The sequence below is a fragment of the Micromonospora sp. WMMD558 genome, assembly GCF_049315255.1.
Lineage (GTDB): Bacteria > Actinomycetota > Actinomycetes > Mycobacteriales > Micromonosporaceae > Micromonospora.
The window spans coordinates 1-19,007 of sequence record NZ_CP186061.1 but is presented as its reverse complement, the minus strand read 5'-3'; the positions used below and the strand labels follow the sequence as shown (position 1 = coordinate 19,007).

Annotated in this window: 21 protein-coding genes and 3 pseudogenes; 15 read left to right on the top strand and 9 right to left on the bottom strand. The window is 71.8% G+C overall.

All coding sequences use genetic code 11. The features are described from left to right. Positions 1-11 precede the first annotated feature (11 nt). Positions 12-1,484 carry an NAD-dependent malic enzyme gene (locus ACN26Y_RS00120; protein ID WP_155333473.1) on the bottom strand — a complete coding sequence of 491 codons (1,473 nt, stop codon included), beginning with the start codon at positions 1,482-1,484 and terminating at the stop codon, positions 12-14. Between the two features lie 175 nt (positions 1,485-1,659). Between ACN26Y_RS00120 and hflX the strand changes: the two genes are divergently transcribed. Together hflX and ACN26Y_RS00110 are read left to right on the top strand one after the other, a co-directional pair. Next, positions 1,660-3,102, top strand: a complete 1,443-nt coding sequence (gene hflX, locus ACN26Y_RS00115) for a GTPase HflX (RefSeq protein ID WP_155334363.1) — start codon at positions 1,660-1,662, stop codon at positions 3,100-3,102. Positions 3,103-3,254: 152 nt separating this feature from the next. Continuing rightward, entirely contained in the window at positions 3,255-4,904 is a 1,650-nt protein-coding gene (locus ACN26Y_RS00110) for a hypothetical protein (RefSeq protein WP_155333472.1), read from the top strand. A 101-nt stretch (positions 4,905-5,005) separates the two neighbouring features. Here the strand turns inward: ACN26Y_RS00110 and lexA are convergent, their stop codons facing one another. After that, positions 5,006-5,791 carry a transcriptional repressor LexA gene (gene lexA / locus ACN26Y_RS00105; protein ID WP_155333471.1) on the bottom strand — a complete coding sequence of 262 codons (786 nt, stop codon included), beginning with the start codon at positions 5,789-5,791 and terminating at the stop codon, positions 5,006-5,008. Between the two features lie 560 nt (positions 5,792-6,351). On the opposite strand from lexA, the gene nrdR reads away from it, so the two are divergent. From nrdR to ACN26Y_RS00085, 4 genes and pseudogenes are all read left to right on the top strand, one after another. Beyond that, entirely contained in the window at positions 6,352-6,852 is a 501-nt protein-coding gene (gene nrdR / locus ACN26Y_RS00100) for a transcriptional regulator NrdR (protein WP_155333470.1), read from the top strand. Positions 6,853-6,885: 33 nt separating this feature from the next. After that, positions 6,886-7,371 (top strand): annotated as a pseudogene (locus ACN26Y_RS00095) (vitamin B12-dependent ribonucleotide reductase); the annotation flags it as partial. A gap of 9 nt (positions 7,372-7,380) precedes the next feature. Beyond that, positions 7,381-8,253, top strand: a pseudogene (locus ACN26Y_RS00090) (LAGLIDADG family homing endonuclease); the annotation flags it as partial. A gap of 180 nt (positions 8,254-8,433) precedes the next feature. Next, a pseudogene (locus tag ACN26Y_RS00085) lies at positions 8,434-10,854 on the top strand (vitamin B12-dependent ribonucleotide reductase); the annotation flags it as partial. Between the two features lie 270 nt (positions 10,855-11,124). Here the strand turns inward: ACN26Y_RS00085 and ACN26Y_RS00080 are convergent. From ACN26Y_RS00080 to ACN26Y_RS00065, 4 genes are read right to left on the bottom strand one after another with little or no spacing between them, the layout of a single operon-like run. Continuing rightward, on the bottom strand, positions 11,125-11,334 hold the full coding sequence (locus ACN26Y_RS00080) for a helix-turn-helix transcriptional regulator (protein WP_155333468.1): 210 nt from the start codon (positions 11,332-11,334) through the stop codon (positions 11,125-11,127). A 3-nt stretch (positions 11,335-11,337) separates the two neighbouring features. Next, positions 11,338-11,523: a DUF397 domain-containing protein gene (locus ACN26Y_RS00075; RefSeq protein ID WP_155333467.1), complete on the bottom strand. Its 186-nt coding sequence runs from the start codon at positions 11,521-11,523 to the stop codon at positions 11,338-11,340. Positions 11,524-11,534: 11 nt separating this feature from the next. Next, positions 11,535-11,732, bottom strand: coding sequence for a Scr1 family TA system antitoxin-like transcriptional regulator (locus tag ACN26Y_RS00070; protein ID WP_422734991.1), 198 nt, complete (start codon positions 11,730-11,732; stop codon positions 11,535-11,537). After that, positions 11,729-11,929 carry a helix-turn-helix domain-containing protein gene (locus tag ACN26Y_RS00065; RefSeq protein ID WP_422734043.1) on the bottom strand — a complete coding sequence of 67 codons (201 nt, stop codon included), beginning with the start codon at positions 11,927-11,929 and terminating at the stop codon, positions 11,729-11,731. Before ACN26Y_RS00065 ends, ACN26Y_RS00070 begins: the two co-directional genes overlap by 4 nt. A gap of 123 nt (positions 11,930-12,052) precedes the next feature. Between ACN26Y_RS00065 and ACN26Y_RS00060 the strand changes: the two genes are divergently transcribed. From ACN26Y_RS00060 to ACN26Y_RS00045, 4 genes are read left to right on the top strand one after another with little or no spacing between them, the layout of a single operon-like run. After that, a complete protein-coding gene (locus ACN26Y_RS00060; RefSeq protein ID WP_155333465.1) occupies positions 12,053-12,241 on the top strand; it encodes a hypothetical protein in 189 nt (62 codons plus the stop codon). Continuing rightward, a complete protein-coding gene (locus tag ACN26Y_RS00055; RefSeq protein WP_155333464.1) occupies positions 12,238-12,417 on the top strand; it encodes a hypothetical protein in 180 nt (59 codons plus the stop codon). Before ACN26Y_RS00060 ends, ACN26Y_RS00055 begins: the two co-directional genes overlap by 4 nt. Beyond that, positions 12,414-12,632, top strand: a complete 219-nt coding sequence (locus ACN26Y_RS00050; RefSeq protein ID WP_155333463.1) for a hypothetical protein — start codon at positions 12,414-12,416, stop codon at positions 12,630-12,632. The genes ACN26Y_RS00055 and ACN26Y_RS00050 overlap by 4 nt, the downstream gene beginning before the upstream one ends. Beyond that, complete coding sequence (locus ACN26Y_RS00045) at positions 12,629-12,790, top strand: hypothetical protein (protein WP_196255746.1); 162 nt, start codon at positions 12,629-12,631, stop codon at positions 12,788-12,790. Before ACN26Y_RS00050 ends, ACN26Y_RS00045 begins: the two co-directional genes overlap by 4 nt. A 157-nt stretch (positions 12,791-12,947) precedes the next feature. On the opposite strand, the gene ACN26Y_RS00040 is transcribed toward ACN26Y_RS00045, so the two are convergent. Then, entirely contained in the window at positions 12,948-13,268 is a 321-nt protein-coding gene (locus tag ACN26Y_RS00040) for a TraR/DksA family transcriptional regulator (protein WP_155333462.1), read from the bottom strand. Between the two features lie 351 nt (positions 13,269-13,619). Beyond that, the gene (locus tag ACN26Y_RS00035; protein ID WP_155333461.1) at positions 13,620-14,186 is read right to left on the bottom strand and encodes a dihydrofolate reductase family protein; all 567 of its coding nucleotides are present in this window, start codon (positions 14,184-14,186) and stop codon (positions 13,620-13,622) included. A 159-nt stretch (positions 14,187-14,345) separates the two neighbouring features. On the opposite strand from ACN26Y_RS00035, the gene ACN26Y_RS00030 reads away from it, so the two are divergent. Together ACN26Y_RS00030 and ACN26Y_RS00025 are read left to right on the top strand one after the other, a co-directional pair. Further along, a complete protein-coding gene (locus tag ACN26Y_RS00030; protein ID WP_422734990.1) occupies positions 14,346-15,296 on the top strand; it encodes an asparaginase in 951 nt (316 codons plus the stop codon). 22 nt (positions 15,297-15,318) lie between these two features. Continuing rightward, entirely contained in the window at positions 15,319-15,561 is a 243-nt protein-coding gene (locus tag ACN26Y_RS00025; protein ID WP_155333459.1) for a DUF5522 domain-containing protein, read from the top strand. A 116-nt stretch (positions 15,562-15,677) separates the two neighbouring features. Here ACN26Y_RS00025 and ACN26Y_RS00020 read toward each other — a convergent pair whose 3' ends face one another. Continuing rightward, entirely contained in the window at positions 15,678-16,367 is a 690-nt protein-coding gene (locus ACN26Y_RS00020; RefSeq protein ID WP_422734041.1) for a metal-dependent transcriptional regulator, read from the bottom strand. A 163-nt stretch (positions 16,368-16,530) separates the two neighbouring features. On the opposite strand from ACN26Y_RS00020, the gene ACN26Y_RS00015 reads away from it, so the two are divergent. From ACN26Y_RS00015 to ACN26Y_RS00005, 3 genes are all read left to right on the top strand, one after another. After that, positions 16,531-17,403, top strand: coding sequence for a sulfurtransferase (locus ACN26Y_RS00015; RefSeq protein WP_422734040.1), 873 nt, complete (start codon positions 16,531-16,533; stop codon positions 17,401-17,403). Positions 17,404-17,504: 101 nt separating this feature from the next. Further along, a complete protein-coding gene (locus tag ACN26Y_RS00010; RefSeq protein ID WP_422734039.1) occupies positions 17,505-18,686 on the top strand; it encodes an acetoin utilization protein AcuC in 1,182 nt (393 codons plus the stop codon). A gap of 23 nt (positions 18,687-18,709) precedes the next feature. Continuing rightward, positions 18,710-19,007, top strand: a 298-nt coding sequence (locus ACN26Y_RS00005) for a GNAT family N-acetyltransferase (protein ID WP_422734042.1), incomplete at its 3' end; no start/stop codon positions are given.

The window sequence follows — 19,007 nt, the reverse complement described above, 5'->3', positions numbered from 1 at the left end:
GGGGTTTCGGGTTACGGGGTGGCGCTGGCGTTGGCGGCGATCTCCGGGAGGTCGGCCGGGCCCGGGTCGGCTGCCGGGGGTGGGGTTGCCGACGGGTTCTGGGCGGCGGCGCGGACCGCCGCCGCGACCGCGGGAGCGACCCGGCTGTCGAAGACGCTGGGCACGATGACCGTCGGGTTGATCTTGTCCTCACCGACGACGTCGGCGATCGCCCGGGCGGCGGCGATCGCCATCTCCTCGGTGAACTCCTCCGCGTGCGCGTCCAACATGCCCCGGAAGACGCCGGGGAAGGCCAGCACGTTGTTGATCTGGTTCGGCTGGTCCGAGCGGCCGGTGGCGACCACGGCGGCGTGCTTGCGGGCCTCCCGCGGGTCCACCTCCGGGTCCGGGTTGGCGAGCGCGAACACGATCGCGTCCTTCGCCATGGCGGCGATGTCATCGCCGGTCAGCAGGTTCGGCGCGCTCACACCGATGAACACGTCCGCCCCGCGGATCGCCCCCGGCAGGTCACCGGAGTAGTTCTCCTTGTTGGTGTGGTCGGCCAGCCACTCCCAGGCCGGGTTGAGGTTCGGCATCCCGCGGTGCAGGGCGCCCTGCCGGTCGTACGCGATGATGTCGCCCACGCCCTGCCGCAGCAGCAGCTTCATGATCGCGGTGCCGGCCGCGCCGGCGCCGGAGACCACGACCCGGACGTCCGCGAGCTGCTTGCCCACGACGCGCAGCGCGTTGGTCAGCGCCGCCAGGACGCAGATCGCGGTGCCGTGCTGGTCGTCGTGGAAGACCGGGATGTCCAGCGCCTCCCGCAGCCGCGCCTCGATCTCGAAGCAGCGCGGCGCCGCGATGTCCTCCAGGTTGATGCCGCCGTACGCGGGCGCGATCGCCTTCACGATCGACACGATCTCGTCGGTGTCCTGCGTGTCGAGCACCACCGGCCAGGCGTCCACCCCGCCGAAGCGCTTGAACAGCGCCGCCTTGCCCTCCATCACGGGCAGCGACGCGGCCGGCCCCAGGTTGCCCAGGCCGAGCACGGCGGAGCCGTCGCTGACCACGGCGACCGTGTTGCGCTTGATCGTGAGCCGCCGGGCGTCCGCCGGGTTCTCCGCGATCGCCTGGCAGACCCGGGCCACGCCGGGGGTGTACGCGCGGGACAGCTCGTCGCGGGTGCGCAGCGCGACCTTCGAGCTGACCTCGATCTTGCCGCCGAGGTGCAGCAGGAACGTCCGGTCGGAGACCTTGCGGACGTCGACGTCGTCCATCGCGGTGAGCGCGTCGACCACCTGGTCGGCGTGGCTGGCGTCGGCGGTGTCGCAGGTCAGGTCGACGATCACGTGGGTGGGGTCGGAGTCGACCACGTCGAGCGCGGTGACGATCGCCCCGGCCTCCCCGACGGACGTGGTCAGTCGTCCGATGGACGAGGCGTCCGCCGGGACCGCGATCCGGATCGTGATCGAGAATCCGGCACTCGGCAGTCGGGTGATGGCCACGCAGATCCCTCCGTCGACGCTGTACGGCTGCCCGCATTTCTACTCTCCGGGGCAGGTCGGCCGGCACGCGGCCCCGCTACCGGCGGGTACGGCCTCGGGCATATAGCGGGTGCGTCCGGCGTTGGCACATGTCAGGATTGCTTCCTACGTGACCAAACGGACAGGAGTAGTGAGTTTGCGAGACCAGGAGACCTTCGAGCCGTTCGAGGATGACGAGCTCGACGCCACCACCGGCGAGTTCGAGCTGTCGGAGCGGCAGGCGCTGCGGCGGGTCCCCGGCCTCTCCACCGAGCTCACCGACGTCACCGAGGTCGAGTACCGCCAGCTGCGGCTGGAGCGGGTCGTCCTGGTGGGGGTCTGGACGGAGGGCACGCAGGACGACGCGGAGAACTCGCTGACCGAGCTGGCGGCGCTGGCCGAGACGGCCGGCTCGCAGGTGCTCGAGGGGCTGATCCAGCGGCGCAACCGCCCCGACCCGGCCACCTACGTCGGCCGGGGCAAGGTCGACGACCTGGGCGCGGTCGTGCTGTCGACCGGCGCCGACACGGTGATCTGCGACGGTGAGCTCTCCCCGTCCCAGCTGCGCAACCTGGAGCAGCGCACCAAGGTCAAGGTGGTCGACCGGACGGCGCTGATCCTGGACATCTTCGCCCAGCACGCGAAGAGCAAGGAAGGTAAGGCGCAGGTCGAGCTGGCCCAGTTGGAGTACCTGCTCCCGCGGCTGCGCGGTTGGGGTGAGACGCTGTCCCGCCAGAGCGGTGGTAGCGCTCGTGCCGGCGGTGCCGGCGGCGTGGGTCTGCGCGGTCCCGGTGAGACGAAGCTGGAGACCGATCGGCGCCGGATTCGTACCCGGATCTCCCGGTTGCGCCGGGAGATCAAGGGCATGAAGACGGTACGCCAGACCAAGCGCGCCCGTCGGGCCCGCAACGCCGTGCCGGCCGTGGCCATCGCCGGCTACACCAACGCCGGCAAGTCCAGCCTGCTCAACCGGCTGACCGGGGCCGGCGTGCTGGTGGAGAACGCGCTCTTCGCCACGCTGGACCCGACCACCCGCAAGGCCACCACGTCCGACGGGCGCGTCTACACCCTGTCCGACACGGTCGGTTTCGTCCGGCACCTGCCGCACCAGATCGTCGAGGCGTTCCGCTCGACGCTGGAGGAGGTCGCCGAGTCCGACCTGGTCGTGCACGTGGTGGACGGCACCCACCCGGACCCGGAGGAGCAGGTCCGCGCGGTCCGCGAGGTGCTCGCCGAGGTGGGCGCCGACCGGCTGCCCGAGCTGCTCGTGGTCAACAAGGCGGACGCGGCCGACGAGGAGACCCTGCTGCGGCTCAAGCGGCTGTGGCCGGAGGCGATCTTCGTTTCCGCGCACACCGGTCGCGGTGTCGAGGATCTGCGTACCGCGGTCGAGGGCCGGCTGCCCCGCCCGGCCGTCGAGGTCCGCGCGGTTCTGCCGTACGACCGGGGGGACCTGGTGGCCCGTGTACACCGGCAGGGCGAGGTGCTGAGCACCGCGCACCTGCCCGAGGGCACCCTGCTGCACGTCCGGGTCGGCGAGGCGCTCGCCGCCGAGCTGGCTCCCTTCGAGGCGGCGGAGCCCGTCGGCCCGCGCTCCTAGGGTCCGGCCTGCCGATCTTGTCGAGCCGAGGCGAGGTCCGGACGCCGCCGGGCGTCGGCCGGACCTGCCGCCGGCCGACGGATGATCGGCTGGACGGGCCCTGGCCCGTCCAGCCGCACGGAGTCGTGTCGTCGGCGTGCGACACTGTGAGGATGCGCCGCGTTCTCACCTCGGTCACGGGTGCCCTCAGCCTGTTGGGGGCGACCGTGGCAGTCACCGGTGCCGTCCTGGCCGCCGCCCCGGCACCGGCCGAGGCGGCGGGCCAGAAGCGCTGCACCGTGACCGACCAACGGCTCGTCGAGCTCTCCGGTCTGGTCGCCGTCAAGACCGGCTACGTCGTGATCAACGATGGCACCGAGGTGGACAGCCGCAAGCGGATCTTCTTCCTGGACACCAAGTGCAAGATCGCCAAGGATCCGGTCCGCTACTCGGGCGGCGGCCCGGCGGACCCGGAGGACCTGGCGCTCTCGCCGGACGGCCGGACGCTCTGGGTCGCCGACACCGGCGACAACGTGACCAGCCGGCAGCGCCGCGAGCGCGTGGCGGTGTGGACCCTGCCCGTCGGCGGCGGCAAGCCGGCGACGCTGCACCGCCTGGCGTACCCGGACGGCAAGCCGCGTGACGCCGAGGCGCTGGTCATCGGCGACGACGGCAACCCGCTGATCATCACCAAGGTCACCTCCGGTAAGGCCGAGATATTCACCCCGGACGGGGAGCTGCGCAGCGGCGACACCGCGCCGGTGCCGATGAAGAAGGTCGGCGACGTCGAGCTGCCCAAGACGGAGACTGACAACCGGCTCGGGGTGCTCGGCCGGACGGCGATCACCGGCGCGGCCCGCTCCCCGGACGGCTCCCGGGTGGTGCTGCGCACGTACGCGGACGCCTTCGAGTACGACGTCGCCGGCGGTGACGTGGTCAAGGCGCTCACCACCACCGAGCCCCGGGTGACACCGCTCGCCGACCCGTTCGGCGAGGCCATCTCGTACAGCCCCGACGGCAAGTCCTTCCTCACCGTCTCCGAGGGCGGGCAGCTGGAGGAGGGCGAGACCGTCGACATCCTCGCGTACAAGCCGTCGACCCAGGGCGCCAAGCCGGTCGCGGCCGCGGCCGAGCCGAAGAAGGCGGCCGAGGCGTCGTGGTTCGACAGCCTGTCGTTGCAGGACATCATGTACCTGGTCGGCGCGGTGGGCCTGATCGGTGTGGCGATGGTCGGCGCCGGAGTGTTCGGCATCCTGCGCGCCCGTCGCAACCCCGTCGCGGGCCCGGACGACGACGAGCGCACCGACGACGGCGGCCCGGCCGAGGGTTTCCCGGCCGCGGACGACCGGTCGCGGGGCGGGGTCTACGGCGGCGCCGCCGGCGGGAGTGTGTACGGCGCGGCCGGCGGGGCGGGGCGCGGCCGGGAGGCGGGTCGACCGGGTGTCGCCCCGGCCGGCAGCGGCGTGTACGGCGGGGGTCGCCCCCCAGGTGGCGCCGACGGTGCCGTCTACGGCGGTCGCCCGTCCGGCGGAGGCGTCTACGGCGGCGGTGGCAACCCACCCGGGGCCGGCGGTGGTCGCCCGCCCGCCAGCCCGCCCCCCAGCGGTGGCCGTCCGGCCGGCGGTGGCCGAGGTGGGGTCTACGGCGGCGGCCCGGGTGGTGCCGTCTACGGCGGCGGTCCGGCGGAACCTCCCCGGCGCGGTGGCGGCGGGCCCGACCCGCGCGCCGGACGGCGTCGCGAGGACGGCCCCGACGAGAGCTGGGGCGGCCCGTATGGGCAGGTGCCCGGCGGCGGGCACGGCTACCACGGCGACCGCTACTAGGCCACAGCTACCACCGCGACGGCGTCCTCCGCCGCCGGTCCGGCGTCCCCCGCCGGTCGCCCGACGGCCCGGACCGTCGGGCTCCCCGTGAGGGACCGACGTCAGATGCGGCGCAGGACGGCGACGACCCGGCCCATGATCGTGGCGTCGTCGCCCGGGATCGGGTCGAAGGCCGGGTTCTGCGGCATCAGCCAGACGTGCCCGTCGCGGCGCCGGTAGGTCTTCACGGTCGCCTCGCCGTCGAGCATGGCCGCGACGATGTCACCGGAGTCGGCGGTGGGCTGCTGCCGGACCACCACCCAGTCGCCGTCGCAGATGGCGGCGTCGAGCATCGAGTCGCCCTTGACCTGGAGCATGAAGACCTCGCCCTCACCCACCAGCTCGCGGGGGAGCGGGAAGATGTCCTCGACGGCCTGCTCGGCGAGGATCGGGCCACCGGCGGCGATCCGGCCGAGCATCGGCACGTACGCCGGCGTCGGGCGCTGCGAGCGGGCCAGCTCGTCGTCGATCACGTCGCTGGGGGCCCGGACGTCGACCGCGCGCGGCCGGTTGGGGTCGCGGCGCAGGAAGCCCTTCTTCTCCAGCTCCTTGAGCTGGTAGGCGACGCTGGACGGCGACACCAGGCCGACCGCCTCGCCGATCTCCCGCACGCTCGGCGGGTAGCCGTGCCGCTCGACCCAGGTGCGGATGAACTCCAGGATCCGCCGCTGGCGGGCGGTCAGGTCGACCGTCGCGGGGTCGGGGAAGGCGCTCACCACCGGGGTGACCGGGCGTACGGCGGGCGCGCCGGTGCGGCTCCGCGCGGCGCCCCGGCGACGCGTGGCCGCCGCACCCGCGTCGGTGATCTGCTGCGGGCTCTTCGGCCGGCTGGCCCGGTCCTCGGTCACGTCCGTCCTCCCTGGTCGGCGCTGTGGTGCCTCGTCGGCTCGTGGTGCGTGCGGTGGTGCGGTGACGATGGCGGAGAACCGCCGTGCGTCCGTCGTTCATGACCGTATAGGTGAGATCAGTCATTTTCAAACATCTGTACGACGTTGCTCGGCGTGTCGGGGTGAAAATCCGCGCGGGTCGTACTCGTGTTCTGATAAATGGTACGTCGCGTCGAACGGCTGTTCTAATTCGGCGGATCGTCGGCGTCGGTCCACCGGGCGGCCGATAACCGGAGCGCCCCCCGTGCGGTTGGGTTTCCGGGCGACGGGGAAGAGGGGAGCGGTCCCGGACGTGGGTGACGCGCCGGACACGCCGGCAACTTGACCTCAGATCGTCGGCGGCATACGGTCGACCCCTAGATGTAGTAGTCACAAGGGCGTAAGTCGCCTACAGGTTGGGTTCGACTACCGAACGCACTTCCCAGCGCCAGCACGGCGAAGACCGGAGGACGGCTCCGCCGTGGCGACGCGTGTCCGGAGGTCGAGCGGTGCGGCCCGTGGTCGACGAAGGAGGTCGGGCGATGCGGTGTCCGTACTGCCGGCACCCCGACTCCCGGGTGGTCGACTCGCGGGAGGCCGACGACGGCCAGTTGATCCGCCGGCGGCGATCCTGCCCGGAGTGCGGCAAACGGTTCACCACGGTCGAGGAGGCCGTCCTCGCGGTGGTCAAGCGCAGCGGGGTGACCGAGCCGTTCAGTCGTACGAAGATCATCGGCGGGGTGCGCAAGGCGTGCCAGGGCCGCCCGGTCGACGACGACTCGCTCGCGCTGCTGGCGCAGCGGGTCGAGGAGACCGTCCGGGCCAAGGGGGCCGCCGAGATCCCCAGCCACGAGGTGGGGCTGGCCATCCTGGGCCCGCTGCGGGACCTGGACGAGATCGCCTACCTCCGGTTCGCCAGCGTCTACCGGTCCTTCGACTCGCTCGCCGACTTCGAACGCGAGATCGAGACGTTGCGGGCCGCGGCCCGCGCCCGGGAGAGCGGCGGGGCCGACGCGGTCGAGGCCGCCGGCCGCACCAGCTGATTCTTCACAGTTTTCGAGAGATTGGGACGCGCGGTGGGTGACCGCGCAGACGAGGGGGGCGACGGCGTGACAACGAGCCGTTCACGAAGCAAGGCGGGCACCGGACTGAAGGTCGAGCGGGTCTGGACGACGGAGGGGGTCCACCCGTACGACGAGGTCACCTGGGAGCGCCGGGACGTCGTGATGACGAACTGGCGGGACGGCTCGATCAACTTCGAGCAGCGCGGCGTGGAGTTCCCGGAGGCGTGGAGCGTCAACGCGGCCAACATCGTGACCACCAAGTACTTCCGGGGCGCGGTGGGCACTCCGGAGCGGGAGTGGTCGCTCAAGCAGCTGATCGACCGGGTCGTCACCACCTACCGCACCGCCGGTGAGGAGTACGGCTACTTCGCCAGCCCCGCCGACGCCGAGGTCTTCGCCCACGAGCTGACCTGGATGCTGCTGCACCAGGTGTTCAGCTTCAACTCGCCGGTGTGGTTCAACGTGGGCACGCCCTCGCCGCAGCAGGTCAGCGCGTGCCTACCGTACGACTCGCTGGTCAGCACCCCGAGCGGTCTGGTACCGATCGGCAAGTTGGTCGAGGACAACGCCGTCGGGACCAAGGTGTACGACGGGAACGGGTTGACCCGGATCGTGGCTGTGAAGGCCAACGGAGTACGTGAGGTCCTCCGGCTGCACACCAAGGCGGGCTACCTGCTCGACGTCACGCCGGACCACGTGGTCTGGAAGAGCACGGGCGACGGCACGGGTCAGTGGGTCGAGGCCGGCACCCTGAAGCCCGGTGACAAGCTCGAGTGGCACCGCACGTACGCCTACGGCGAAAGCGAGCTCGACCTGCGGGAGATCCGTGAGGCCGCGCTCGCCGGATGGCTTCAGTCCGACGGGTTCGTCGGCCAGTACGACCAGGGCAGCAACCGGTCGTTGACGATCGAGGCGATGACCGTCAACGACGACGAGTTGGAGTGGGTGACGGGCACCCTCGACGAGGTCTTCCCCGGCGCGCACCGCAAGGAGCGCACGGTGACGACGCAGAGCGAGGAGCTGGACTGCCGGCGTACCCGCCTCTACGGCGAGCATCTGCGTCCGTTCGTGGAGAAGTGGGACCTGCTGACCCGCGGCGTCGAGATGGAGGTGCCGGAGCGCCTCTTCACCGCACCGCTGCCGGTCGTTGCGGCGTACCTGCGCAGCATCTTCCAGGCCGAGGGTTACGTCTCGGCGCGTGAGCAGTCCACGCTCGTCGCGGTGGACATGATCTCGGAGAAGCTGATCCGCGGCGTGCAGAGCCTCCTGCTGCGGTTCGGGATCTTCTCCCGCGTCGCCTACAAGGCGGACCCGCGCCCGGACCGTAAGGGTTGCTGGTCGGTCCGGATCCAGAACGACGGCGACCGGGACCTCTTCGCCACCCACATCGGGTTCGTCGGCGCCGAGAAGATGGCCAAGCTCGACCAGAGCTTCGCAAAGCCGGGCCGTCCCGCCAACGACGTGAAGCGGCTGGAGATCGACCGCGTCGAGTCCCTTGGGACGATGGAGGTCTACGACATCCAGACGGAGAGCGGCGAATTCCTGGCCGGTAACCTCCGGGTCCACAACTGCTTCATCCTCGCCGTCGACGACTCGATGGACTCCATCCTGGACTGGTACAAGGAGGAGGGGCTGATCTTCAAGGGCGGCTCCGGCTCCGGCGTCAACCTGTCCCGGATCCGCTCGTCGAGGGAGCTGCTCTCCTCCGGCGGCACCGCCTCCGGCCCGGTCAGCTTCATGCGCGGCGCCGACGCCTCCGCCGGCACCATCAAGTCCGGTGGTGCCACCCGGCGCGCGGCCAAGATGGTCATCCTCGACGTGGACCACCCGGACATCGAGGAGTTCGTGGTCACCAAGGCGCGCGAGGAGGACAAGATCCGCGCGCTGCGCGACGCCGGCTTCGACATGGACCTGGGCGGCGCCGACATCGTCAGCGTGCAGTACCAGAACGCCAACAACTCGGTCCGGGTGTCCGACGAGTTCATGGCGGCGGTCGAGAACGGCGGCACCTTCGACCTGCGCGGCCGCCTCGACGGCGCGGTGATCGACACCATCGACGCCCGGAACCTGTTCCGCACGATCTCCCAGGCCGCGTGGGAGTGCGCCGACCCGGGCCTCCAGTACGACGACACCATCAACGACTGGCACACCTGCCCGGAGACCGGGCGGATCACCGCGTCGAACCCGTGCTCGGAGTACCTGCACCTGGACAACTCCTCGTGCAACCTGGCCTCGCTCAACCTGATGAAGTTCCTCCGCGCCGACGGCGGCTTCGAGGTGGAGAAGTTCGTCAAGTCGGTCGAGCTGGTCATCACCGCGATGGACATCTCGATCTGCTTCGCCGACTTCCCGACCGAGAAGATCGGCGAGACCACCCGCGCGTACCGGCAGCTCGGCATCGGGTACGCGAACCTCGGCGCGCTGCTCATGGCCTCCGGTCTGCCGTACGACTCGGACCAGGGCCGCTCGGTCGCCGCGGCGATCACCTCGCTGATGACCGGCACCGCGTACCGCCGCTCCGCCGAGCTGGCCGGTGTCGTCGGCGCGTACGACGGCTACGCCCGCAACGCGGAGCCGCACAAGCGGGTCATGCGCAAGCACGCCGCCGCCAACGACGAGATCAAGCCGGCCGGCACCGTGGCCACCGCCATCCAGCGCGAGGCCACCCGGCAGTGGACCCTCGGCAACAAGGTCGGCGACAAGAACGGCTGGCGGAACTCGCAGGCCAGCGTGCTGGCGCCCACCGGCACCATCGGCCTGATGATGGACTGCGACACCACCGGCGTCGAGCCGGACCTGGCGCTGGTCAAGTTCAAGAAGCTGGTCGGCGGCGGCTCGATGCAGATCGTCAACCAGACCGTCCCGCGCGCCCTGCGCAGCCTCGGCTACCCCGAGGAGCAGGTCGAGGCGATCGTCGAGCACATCGCCGACCACGGCCACGTGGTGGACGCCCCCGGCCTCAAGCCGGAGCACTACCCGGTCTTCGACTGCGCGATGGGCGAGCGGTCCATCGCCCCGATGGGCCACGTGCGGATGATGGCGGCCGTCCAGCCGTTCATCTCCGGCGCCATCTCCAAGACGGTCAACATGCCGGAGCAGGCCACCGTCGAGGACGTCGAGAAGATCTACTTCGAGGGCTGGAAGCTCGGCCTCAAGGCCCTGGCCATCTACCGGGACAACTGCAAGGTCGGCCAGCCGCTGTCGGCGGCGAAGAAGAAGGCGGCCGCGCCGGAGACCCCCGCGACCGTGCAGCCGGTCGTCGAGAAGGTCGTCGAGTACCGGCCGGTGCGCAAGCGGCTGCCGAAGAAGCGCCCGTCCGAGACGATCTCCTTCTCGGTCGGCGGCGCCGAGGGCTACCTCACCGCGTCGTCGTACCCGGACGACGGCCTCGGCGAGGTCTTCCTCAAGATGTCGAAGCAGGGCTCGACCCTGGCCGGCGTGATGGACGCCTTCTCGGTGGCCATCTCCATCGGTCTCCAGTACGGCGTCCCGCTGGAGACGTACGTCAGCAAGTTCACCAACATGCGCTTCGAGCCGGCCGGCATGACCGACGACCCGGACGTGCGCATGGCGGCCTCGGTGATGGACTACATCTTCCGTCGCCTGGCGCTGGACTTCCTGCCGTACGAGCGCCGCGCGGAGCTGGGCATCTTCACCGCGAAGGAGCGGGCCGCCCAGCTCGCGGCCGAGGCGGAGGCGGAGGCGAGCGGTGCGGACCTCACCGCGATGGCCGCCTCCGCCCCGGTCGAGATCAGGCCGGAGGAGCCGAAGACCGGCCCGGTCGCCCAGCCGGCGCAGGAGGTCGCGGACTTCGCCGCCGCCAAGCCGGCGCCGTCGGTGGGTTCCAGCACCGAACTGCTGGAGGCCGTGATCGGCAAGGCCGCCGACGCGCCGCTCTGCTTCACCTGCGGTACGAAGATGCGCCCGGCCGGTAGCTGCTACGTCTGCGAGGGCTGCGGCAGCACCAGCGGCTGCAGCTGACAAAGCAACGAGCCCCGGGCGTTGACGCGCCCGGGGCTCGTGAGCCGGGAGAAGTTCCGACCAATCTGTTGCAGGAACGGATCGCCGCTTTTCCCAAGTCGCACCCGAAGACGACGGTCAAGGAGACCAAGAGCAAGTGACCTAGGAGGCCGCCAGCGCCTTGCGTCCGGCTGCCCCTCGAAGTCATGCGAGTGGATCTCGGTGTAGTAGTTGAGGCTCTGTCCCGGCAGGTACGGGCAGGGCCTCAACTCATTTCGTTGACGGTGGTTGTCAGCGGTCGTCGTCGCCGTCGGTAGGGCGTGGCGGACGGTTGTGTCGCGCCCACTCGTCGACCTCGTCCGCGTCCCAGATCGTCGTCCCGATCAGGCGGGCGACGGGCTCGGGGAAGCCGGGACGGCGGGTGATCTGCAGCACCCGTTGCCTCGACACGCCGAACAGGGCGGCCAGTTCCCCAGGCCCGTACAAGCGCGGTCGCGTCATGCTCTATCGGTTCAAGCGGGCCATGAACGCGGACCACGACCGACGGTCGAAGCAAAGCGCCGGGCCAGAAGGGTCCTTGCTGTCGCGGACCAGGATGCTGCGATCCGTTGCTGCGACCTCGACGCAGGCGCCGCCGTTGTTGTCGCTGTAGCTCGACTTGCGCCAGACCGTGCGATCGGGGGTGTCCATGGTCAGCTCTCTCAGATCTGCTGCCGCTCTATGTCGTCCACCATCCGGAGGATGAGCTTGCGCGACTCTACCGGCCCGAGAGCGGCGGCCCGGAGTCGGTCCCATAGCCGAGTGTAGGCGCGCACCGCGTCGGGTCGGTCAAGGTAATCGGCGTCGGTGAAGGTCTCCACGTAGATCACGTCGGACGCGGCGTCGTCGCCGAACCTCAGGATGATGAAGTTGAATGTTCGAGCAACACGTTGAGGTCGGTCAGCTTGATCCCTGACTGGCCCAGTTCGAGCCGACTGACCTTGCTGGCGGCGGCATCGATGACGGCGGCAGCGTCGTCCTGAGTCTTGCCAGCCTCTTCGCGTGCGCGCTTCAGCGCCAGTCCGAGGCGTCGCCGCTGGATCGTCGGGTTGACCATCGGCCGATTATGGCCCGCTCCGCACTGTGATCCCACGACACGCCGGAGCAAGGTTCCCAAAATAGGAGTCCAAAAACTAGTCTGTGTGGACTTCCAAAACAGGAGTCCAAGTGGCGGTGACGAATGAGGCGTTCGGTCTCGTACGACGGCTATCTGCTGGCGGTCGCGCTGACCCTGGCCCGACGGCACCGTCCGGTCTGGTCCTGGTCCCTGTGGCGGCGGGTCTGCCGGTGCGGTGCTGAGTTGCCCTGCCACGCCCGGCACCGCATCCCGATCCGTCGTGGCCACTGGCCAGGGGAGGAGCAGACGTGACCGAGCATCAGGTCAGCCAGATTCTGACGGTCCATCTGCCGGGTGCCGATGGGCTGTGTGACGGGTGCCGGCGGTGGTGGGCGCGGCTGTCGCCGTACCCCTGCTATCAGGCGGAATGGGCGTGCCGCTGGCATGCCCGCGCCACCACCTGGCGCTTCCTGGGAGGCCGCTGGTGACCACCCACGGGCCTGTCCTTCCGGTGTGGACCTGCGGCGGCTGCAACGGGCCGTGGCCCTGCGCGACCCGGCGCAAGGAACTGCGAGCGGAGTTCGACGGCGCGCCGGTCTCGCTGGCTCTGTACATGGGGTCCTACCTGGTGTCCGCAGCCGAGGACCTGACCTGGGTGCCAGCGGGACTGCTGCATCGGCGGTTCCTCGGCTGGATCCGGTGAGCCTGATCCGGCCCGGTGACGAGCGGTTCCACTACAGCGACGGCTCGCACAAGTGGATACCGCCGGACCCGGACTATGACCAGGAGGTCTGGGACGAGATGGTCCGGCAGCACAAGCAGCAGCACCTCGACGAGATTTCCCGACGACGGAAGCCGTAGCCGCGCCACCGCGGGGCGGCCGGCTGGGCGCCGCATGATCGGATACGCCCCAGCGGCACAACACCCGGCGTGTCGTGCCGCTGAGCCGTATCCGATCACCACGGACGCCGGGGCAGCTGCCGTTCCGGCGTCGGCACGGCAGCCGTTGGCGGTCGCGTCAGCCGGCGTGCTTCTGCTGACAGGGCACGCAGAAGCGGGCGTGCGGCAGCACCTCCAGGCGCTCGCGTGGAATCGGCGCGGCGCACCGCTCGCAGGTGCCGTACCGGCCCTCGGCGATGCGGCGCAGCGCGTCGCTGATCTGGTTGAGGCTCTGCCGGGTGGCGGCGATCAGCGCGTCCTGCGTGTGGGCCTCGCCCGGGTCGCCGGTGTCCGCGGTGAGTTGGGTCAACCTGGCGCTCTGCACCTCGAAGTCGTGGGTCAGTGCCGTACGCAGTTCGTCGAGCCAGTTCCGCTCGTCGGGTTGGACCTGGGTGGTCATGACTCCTCCAAAAAAGAAAGGGCCGAAGCGGATGTCGCTTCGCCCTGGGTGGCCGGTGCTGGGGTGCTACCGGTCCACGGCGGGCCACGCCCGGTGGGGCTCGGCAGCAGCGAGGCGGCCGAGCCGGTGGGGGACGGCGCAGCGGTACGCACCGCCCCGATCGCGGTGCGCGCCGCCTGTCGGCCGTTGGGGGTCGAGGCCGGCGTCGGCCGGCAGGCAGCGGTGGACACCGCCGTCACCACGACGGCGGCGCCTGGCTGCCGGCCCGACGGACGCATCCGGACACCATAGGCCGGGGCGACGGGGAAGCCAATGGCCTTTCGCCGATCAGCTTGGCGACGCGCTCGTGGGTCAGTCGGCGAGGCGTTCGTGGCAGAGGAGGACGACCCCGTTGCCGAAGGTGCGCGTACCCGCCAGCCGCAGCTGACGCCGTACGCCGTCGTCGGGAAAGAGCGGCCGGCCGGCGCCGACGATCACCGGGTGGACGTAGAGCCGGTACTCGTCGATCAGGTTGTGCCGGGCGAAGGTGGCGGCGATGTCCGCCCCGCCGAGGGCCATGTCGCCGCCGGGCTGCTCCTTGAGCCGGCGTACCTCGGCGGGGTCGACCTGCCGCACGATCTCCGTGCCCCAGTCGGCCTTCTCCAGCGTCCGCGAGTAGACGATCTTCGGCATGTCCCGCCAGATGCCGGCGAACTCCCGCACCGGTTCCGGGCTCGCCGGGTCGCGGTCGGCGGTCGGCCAGAAGGCGGCCATCAGGTCGTAGTTGCGCCGGCCGTTGAGGAAGGCGCTCATCTCGCGTAACTCGGCGTTGAAGTGCCGGTGCAACTCGTCGTCGACCAGGTGCCAACTCAGGTCACCGTCCGGCCCCTCGAAGAACCCGTCCAGCGACACGCTCATCTGCACGACGATCTTCCGCATGGCCCCCAGCATGCTCGACCCCACCGACATTCGCCGGCCGCCGCGCCCGGGGGCGCGGGCGATGTCCCGGGCGGTACGGTCTGCGGGCCGTCATCGGCGACGGCTGACGGGAGGTCCGGCGTGTCCATCGCCCTGTTCACCCTCGGCGGCACCATCGCGATGGCCGGTGTGGGTCGGGACGGGCCGGGGGTGGTCACCCGGCTGACCGGTGCGGACCTCACCGCGGCCGTACCCGGGCTGGCCGACCTCAGCCCGCCCATGGACGTCCGGGACGCCCTCGCGGTACCCAGCGCGCACCTCACGTACCGGCACCTGCTGGAGGTGGTCGACGCGGCGTCGCGGGCGGTGGCCGCGGGCGCGACCGGCGTGGTCGTCACCCAGGGCACGGACACGCTGGAGGAGTCGGCGTTCCTGGCCGACCTGGTGTGGCCGCACGCCGCCCCACTGGTCTTCACGGGTGCGATGCGCAACCCCACCCTGGCGGGGGCGGACGGGCCGGCGAACCTGCTCGCCGCCGCGCGGGTGGCGGCCGCGCCCGCCGCCCGCGACCTCGGCGTGTTGGTCACCCTCAACGACGAGGTCCACGCCGCGCGCTGGGTCCGCAAGACGCACAGCACCAGCACCGCCACCTTCGCCTCCCCGAACGTCGGTCCCGTCGGGCACGTGATCGAGGGGGAGGTGCGGGTGCTGGCCCGGACCGAGCGGCGGGAGCCGCTGCCGCCGGTCGATCCCGCCCGGCTGAACGACACCCGGGTCGCGCTGTACACCGTGACCCTCGACGACGACGGCGGGCTGCTCGACAGCCTCGCCGACACCCACCACGGGCTGGTGGTCGCCGGCTTCGGCGTCGGACACGTGCCGGGTGTGCTGGCTCCGGTGCTCGGTGCGCTGGCCGAACGGATCCCGGTGGTGCTCACCTCGCGCTCCGGCGCCGGGTCGGTGCTGCGGCACACGTACGGCGCGGTCGGCTCGGAGACCGACCTGCGACGGCGCGGGCTGTTGAACGGCGGGTTGCTCGACCCGTACAAGGCGAAGGTGCTGCTCCGGCTGCTGCTCGCAGCCGGTGCCGACACCGCGGCGATCGTCGCCGCCCTCGCCCGCCACCGCTGAGCGGCCTCTCTACACTGCCCCGGTGACCGGAGAGCGACGACCACTGGCGAACCGGCCGCTGACCGAGCCGCACCCGTCCCGGCTCGCATCCGACCACCCCGACAAGGAGCGCATCCTCGCCGCCCACGCGGCGGCCCTGCGCGACGGGGAGGCGGGCTACCTCGACCCGGCCACCGGCCTCTTCGTCCTGACGGCCGGCTTCCTGGCGCGCCGCGGCACCTGCTGTGGCCGCGGCTGCCGCCACTGCCCGTACGTCGACGACTGACCGTACGCCCACGCTCGCCGATCCTGCGCTTCCGCCCGTTATGCCCGCTTACTCCGGGTATGTGCGGACAGGAACCGCAAGATCGCGGAGGTGAGGGGCGCGAGAATGGGGCGGAGTCAGCTTGCGGCTACGAAGACGCGGCTGGCGACCTCGCGCGGCAGGCGGACCCGGTCGCCGGAGCGGTCGATCGACACGCCGTCCCGCTCCTGGGCCACGGTCACCGTCGCGCCCGGGTCGACGCCGGCGGCGTGCAGCTGCCGCAGCACGTCCGCGTTGGTCTGCACGCTCTCGCAGATCCGCCGGACCACGACCGGGCCGGACAGGCCGGGGAACGCCAGGTTGCGCTCACCCTCCGCCGGCGCGGACTCGGCCGGCTCCGGCGAGCCCAGCTCCTCCAGGCCGGGGATCGGGTTGCCGTACGGGGAACGGGTCGGGCGGTTGAGCAGGTCGTACACCCGCTTCTCCACCGCGTCGCTCATCACGTGCTCCCACCGGCAGGCCTCCTCGTGGGCCTCCTCGTAGGGCATCCCGATCACGTTGACCAGCAGCAGCTCGGCCAGCCGGTGCTTGCGCATCACGGAGACCGCCGCGCTGCGGCCCGCCGGGGTGAGCGCCAGGTGCCGGTCGCCCTCGACGGTGAGCAGACCGTCGCGCTCCATCCGGGCGACGGTCTGGCTGACGGTGGGGCCGCTCTGCCGCAGCCGCTCGGCGATGCGGGCGCGCAGCGGCGGCACCCCCTCCTCCTCGAGTTCGAGGATGGTGCGCAGGTACATCTCGGTCGTGTCGACCAGATCAGTTTTTGTCACCGGTTACCGCCCCTCTCGCTCTCGGAGGTAACTCGGCACTCGGTCGTGTCGACCAAATCATGCTTCACGTCAGGCCCTCCGGTGATCGATGCTACCTTGCGTAACCCCCGAACGGCCGCCGCCGAACCGCCTGCGGGTGCCGGGATGGTGTTGACTGGACGCCATGTCCGGTACCGAGGATCTGCTGGTCGAGGCCGACCGGCTCGCCGCCGAGCTCGACAGCGCCGACCCGCCCACCCTGCTCGACGTCCGCTGGCGTCTGACCGGCCCGCCCGGTCGCGACGACTACACAACCGGCCACCTGCCCGGCGCGGTCTTCGTCGACCTGGACACCGACCTGTGCGGCCCGCCGGGGGCCGCCGGGCGCCACCCGCTGCCCGACCCCGCCGCGCTCCAGGCCGCACTGCGGGCCGCCGGCGTCCGCGCCGGGCACCCCGTCGTCGTGTACGACGGCGGCGACGGCATGTCCGCCGCCCGTGCCTGGTGGACGCTGCGCTGGGCGGGGCACACCGACGTACGCCTGCTGCACGGCGGCTGGCCCGCCTGGGTGGCCGCGGGTCTGCCCACCTCCACCGAGGCGCCCACCCCGCCGACCGGCGACGTCGAGGTGCGCCCCGGCGCCCTGCCGGTGCTCGACGCGGCCGAGGCCGCCCGGCTCGCCGCGGCCGACGACGGTGTCCTGGTGGACGTGCGGGCGACGGCGCGCTACCGGGGCGAGACCGAGCCGATCGACCCGGTCGCCGGGCACGTGCCGGGCGCGGTGAACCTGCCCGCGCCGGACTACGTCGCCGAGGGACGGTTCCCGGCGGCCGACGTGCTGCGGCAGCGGTTCGCCGCCGCCGGGGTGGTCGACGGCCGGCCGGTCGGCGCGTACTGCGGGTCGGGCGTCACCGCCGCGCAGGCCGTGCTCGCCCTGCACCTGGCCGGCCGGCCGGACGCGGCGCTGTACGTCGGGTCGTGGAGCAACTGGGTCGCCGACCCGGCGCGGCCGGTGGCGACGGGGGAGCAGCCGGCGGGGTCCGCCCCGTCGGCGTGAGCCGCGGGGTGACGCCGGAGCCGTACGTGGCCCGGACCGACACCAGCCAGGCGACCAGCGCGTGCGCCGGCCACCGCCGGTCCTCGTGCGACGATGAGCGCATGTCGGACGACACAGTGGTGGTGTGGGACGAGTCGATGCTCGCCTACGACATGGGTGACCATCCCCTCGACCCGGTCCGGGTGGAGCTGACCGTCGCGCTGGCCCGGGAGTTGGGCGTGCTGGAGCGGCCGGGCGTGCGCCTGGTCAAGCCGGAGCCGGCCGACGACGACGTGCTCACCCGGGTGCACGATCCCCGCTACGTGGAGGCCGTCCGCGGCGCCCCGCGTGACCCGCTCTTCGCCGGGTTCGGGCTGGGCACCTCGGACAACCCGGTCTTCGACGGCATGCACGAGGCCAGCGCGCTGATCGCGGGCGCGTCGGTGACCGCAGCCGAGGCGGTGTGGCGCGGCGAGGCACGCCGGGCGGTCAACGTGGCCGGCGGGCTGCACCACGCGATGCCCGCGCGGGCGGCCGGCTTCTGCGTCTACAACGACCCGGCGGTGGCGATCGCCCGCCTGCTCGACCTGGGCGCGCGCCGGGTCGCGTACGTCGATGTGGACGTCCACCACGGCGACGGGGTGCAGAAGACCTTCTGGGACGACCCGCGCGTGCTCACCGTGAGCCTGCACGAGACCCCGCTGGCGCTCTTCCCGGGCACCGGGTTCCCCGACGAGACCGGCGGCCCGGAGGCGCAGGGCACCGCCGTCAACATGCCACTGCCGCCGGGCGTCGACGACGCGGGCTGGCAGCGGGCCTTCCACGCGATCGTGCCGTCGGTGCTGCGCGCGTTCCAGCCGGAGATCCTGGTCACCCAGTGTGGCGCCGACGCGCACCGGCTCGACCCGCTCGCCGACCTGCACCTGTCCGTCGACGGGCAGCGCGCCACGTACATCGCCCTGCGGGCGCTGGCCGACGAGCTCTGCGACGGCCGGTGGGTCGCCACCGGCGGCGGCGGGTACGCGCTGGTCGAGGCCGTGCCCCGGGCGTGGACACACCTGCTCGCGGTGGCCACCGGTGACCCGCTCGACCCGGCCACGCTGACGCCGCCCGCGTGGCGGGAGCTTGCCGCCGCCCGCTGTCCAGGTCGCGAGGTCCCACTGCGGATGACCGACGACGCCGACCCGTCGTACGAGCCGTGGCAGCCCTCCGGCGAGCCGAACTCGGTGGACCGCGCCATCGCCGCCACCCGTCGGACCGTGTTCCCGCTGCTGGGGCTCGACCCGCACGACCCGCGCGACTGACGCCCGGTGGAGGGCCGCCTGCCGTGACCACAGTGGACCACCCGGTGGACGTGCTGCTCAGCGACGGCACGACCGTCCAGTTGCGGCCGATCCAGCCGTCGGACGCACCGGGCATCGTCGCCATGCACTCGCGTTTCTCCGAGCGCACCCGCTACCTGCGCTACTTCTCGCCGTACCCCCGGATCCCGGAGCGCGACCTCCGGCGCTTCGTCAACGTCGACCACCGGGACCGGGAGGCGTTCGTCGTCCTCGCCGGCGACCAGATCGTGGCGGTGGGCCGGTACGAGCGGCTCGGGCCGGAGTCCCCGGAGGCCGAGGTGG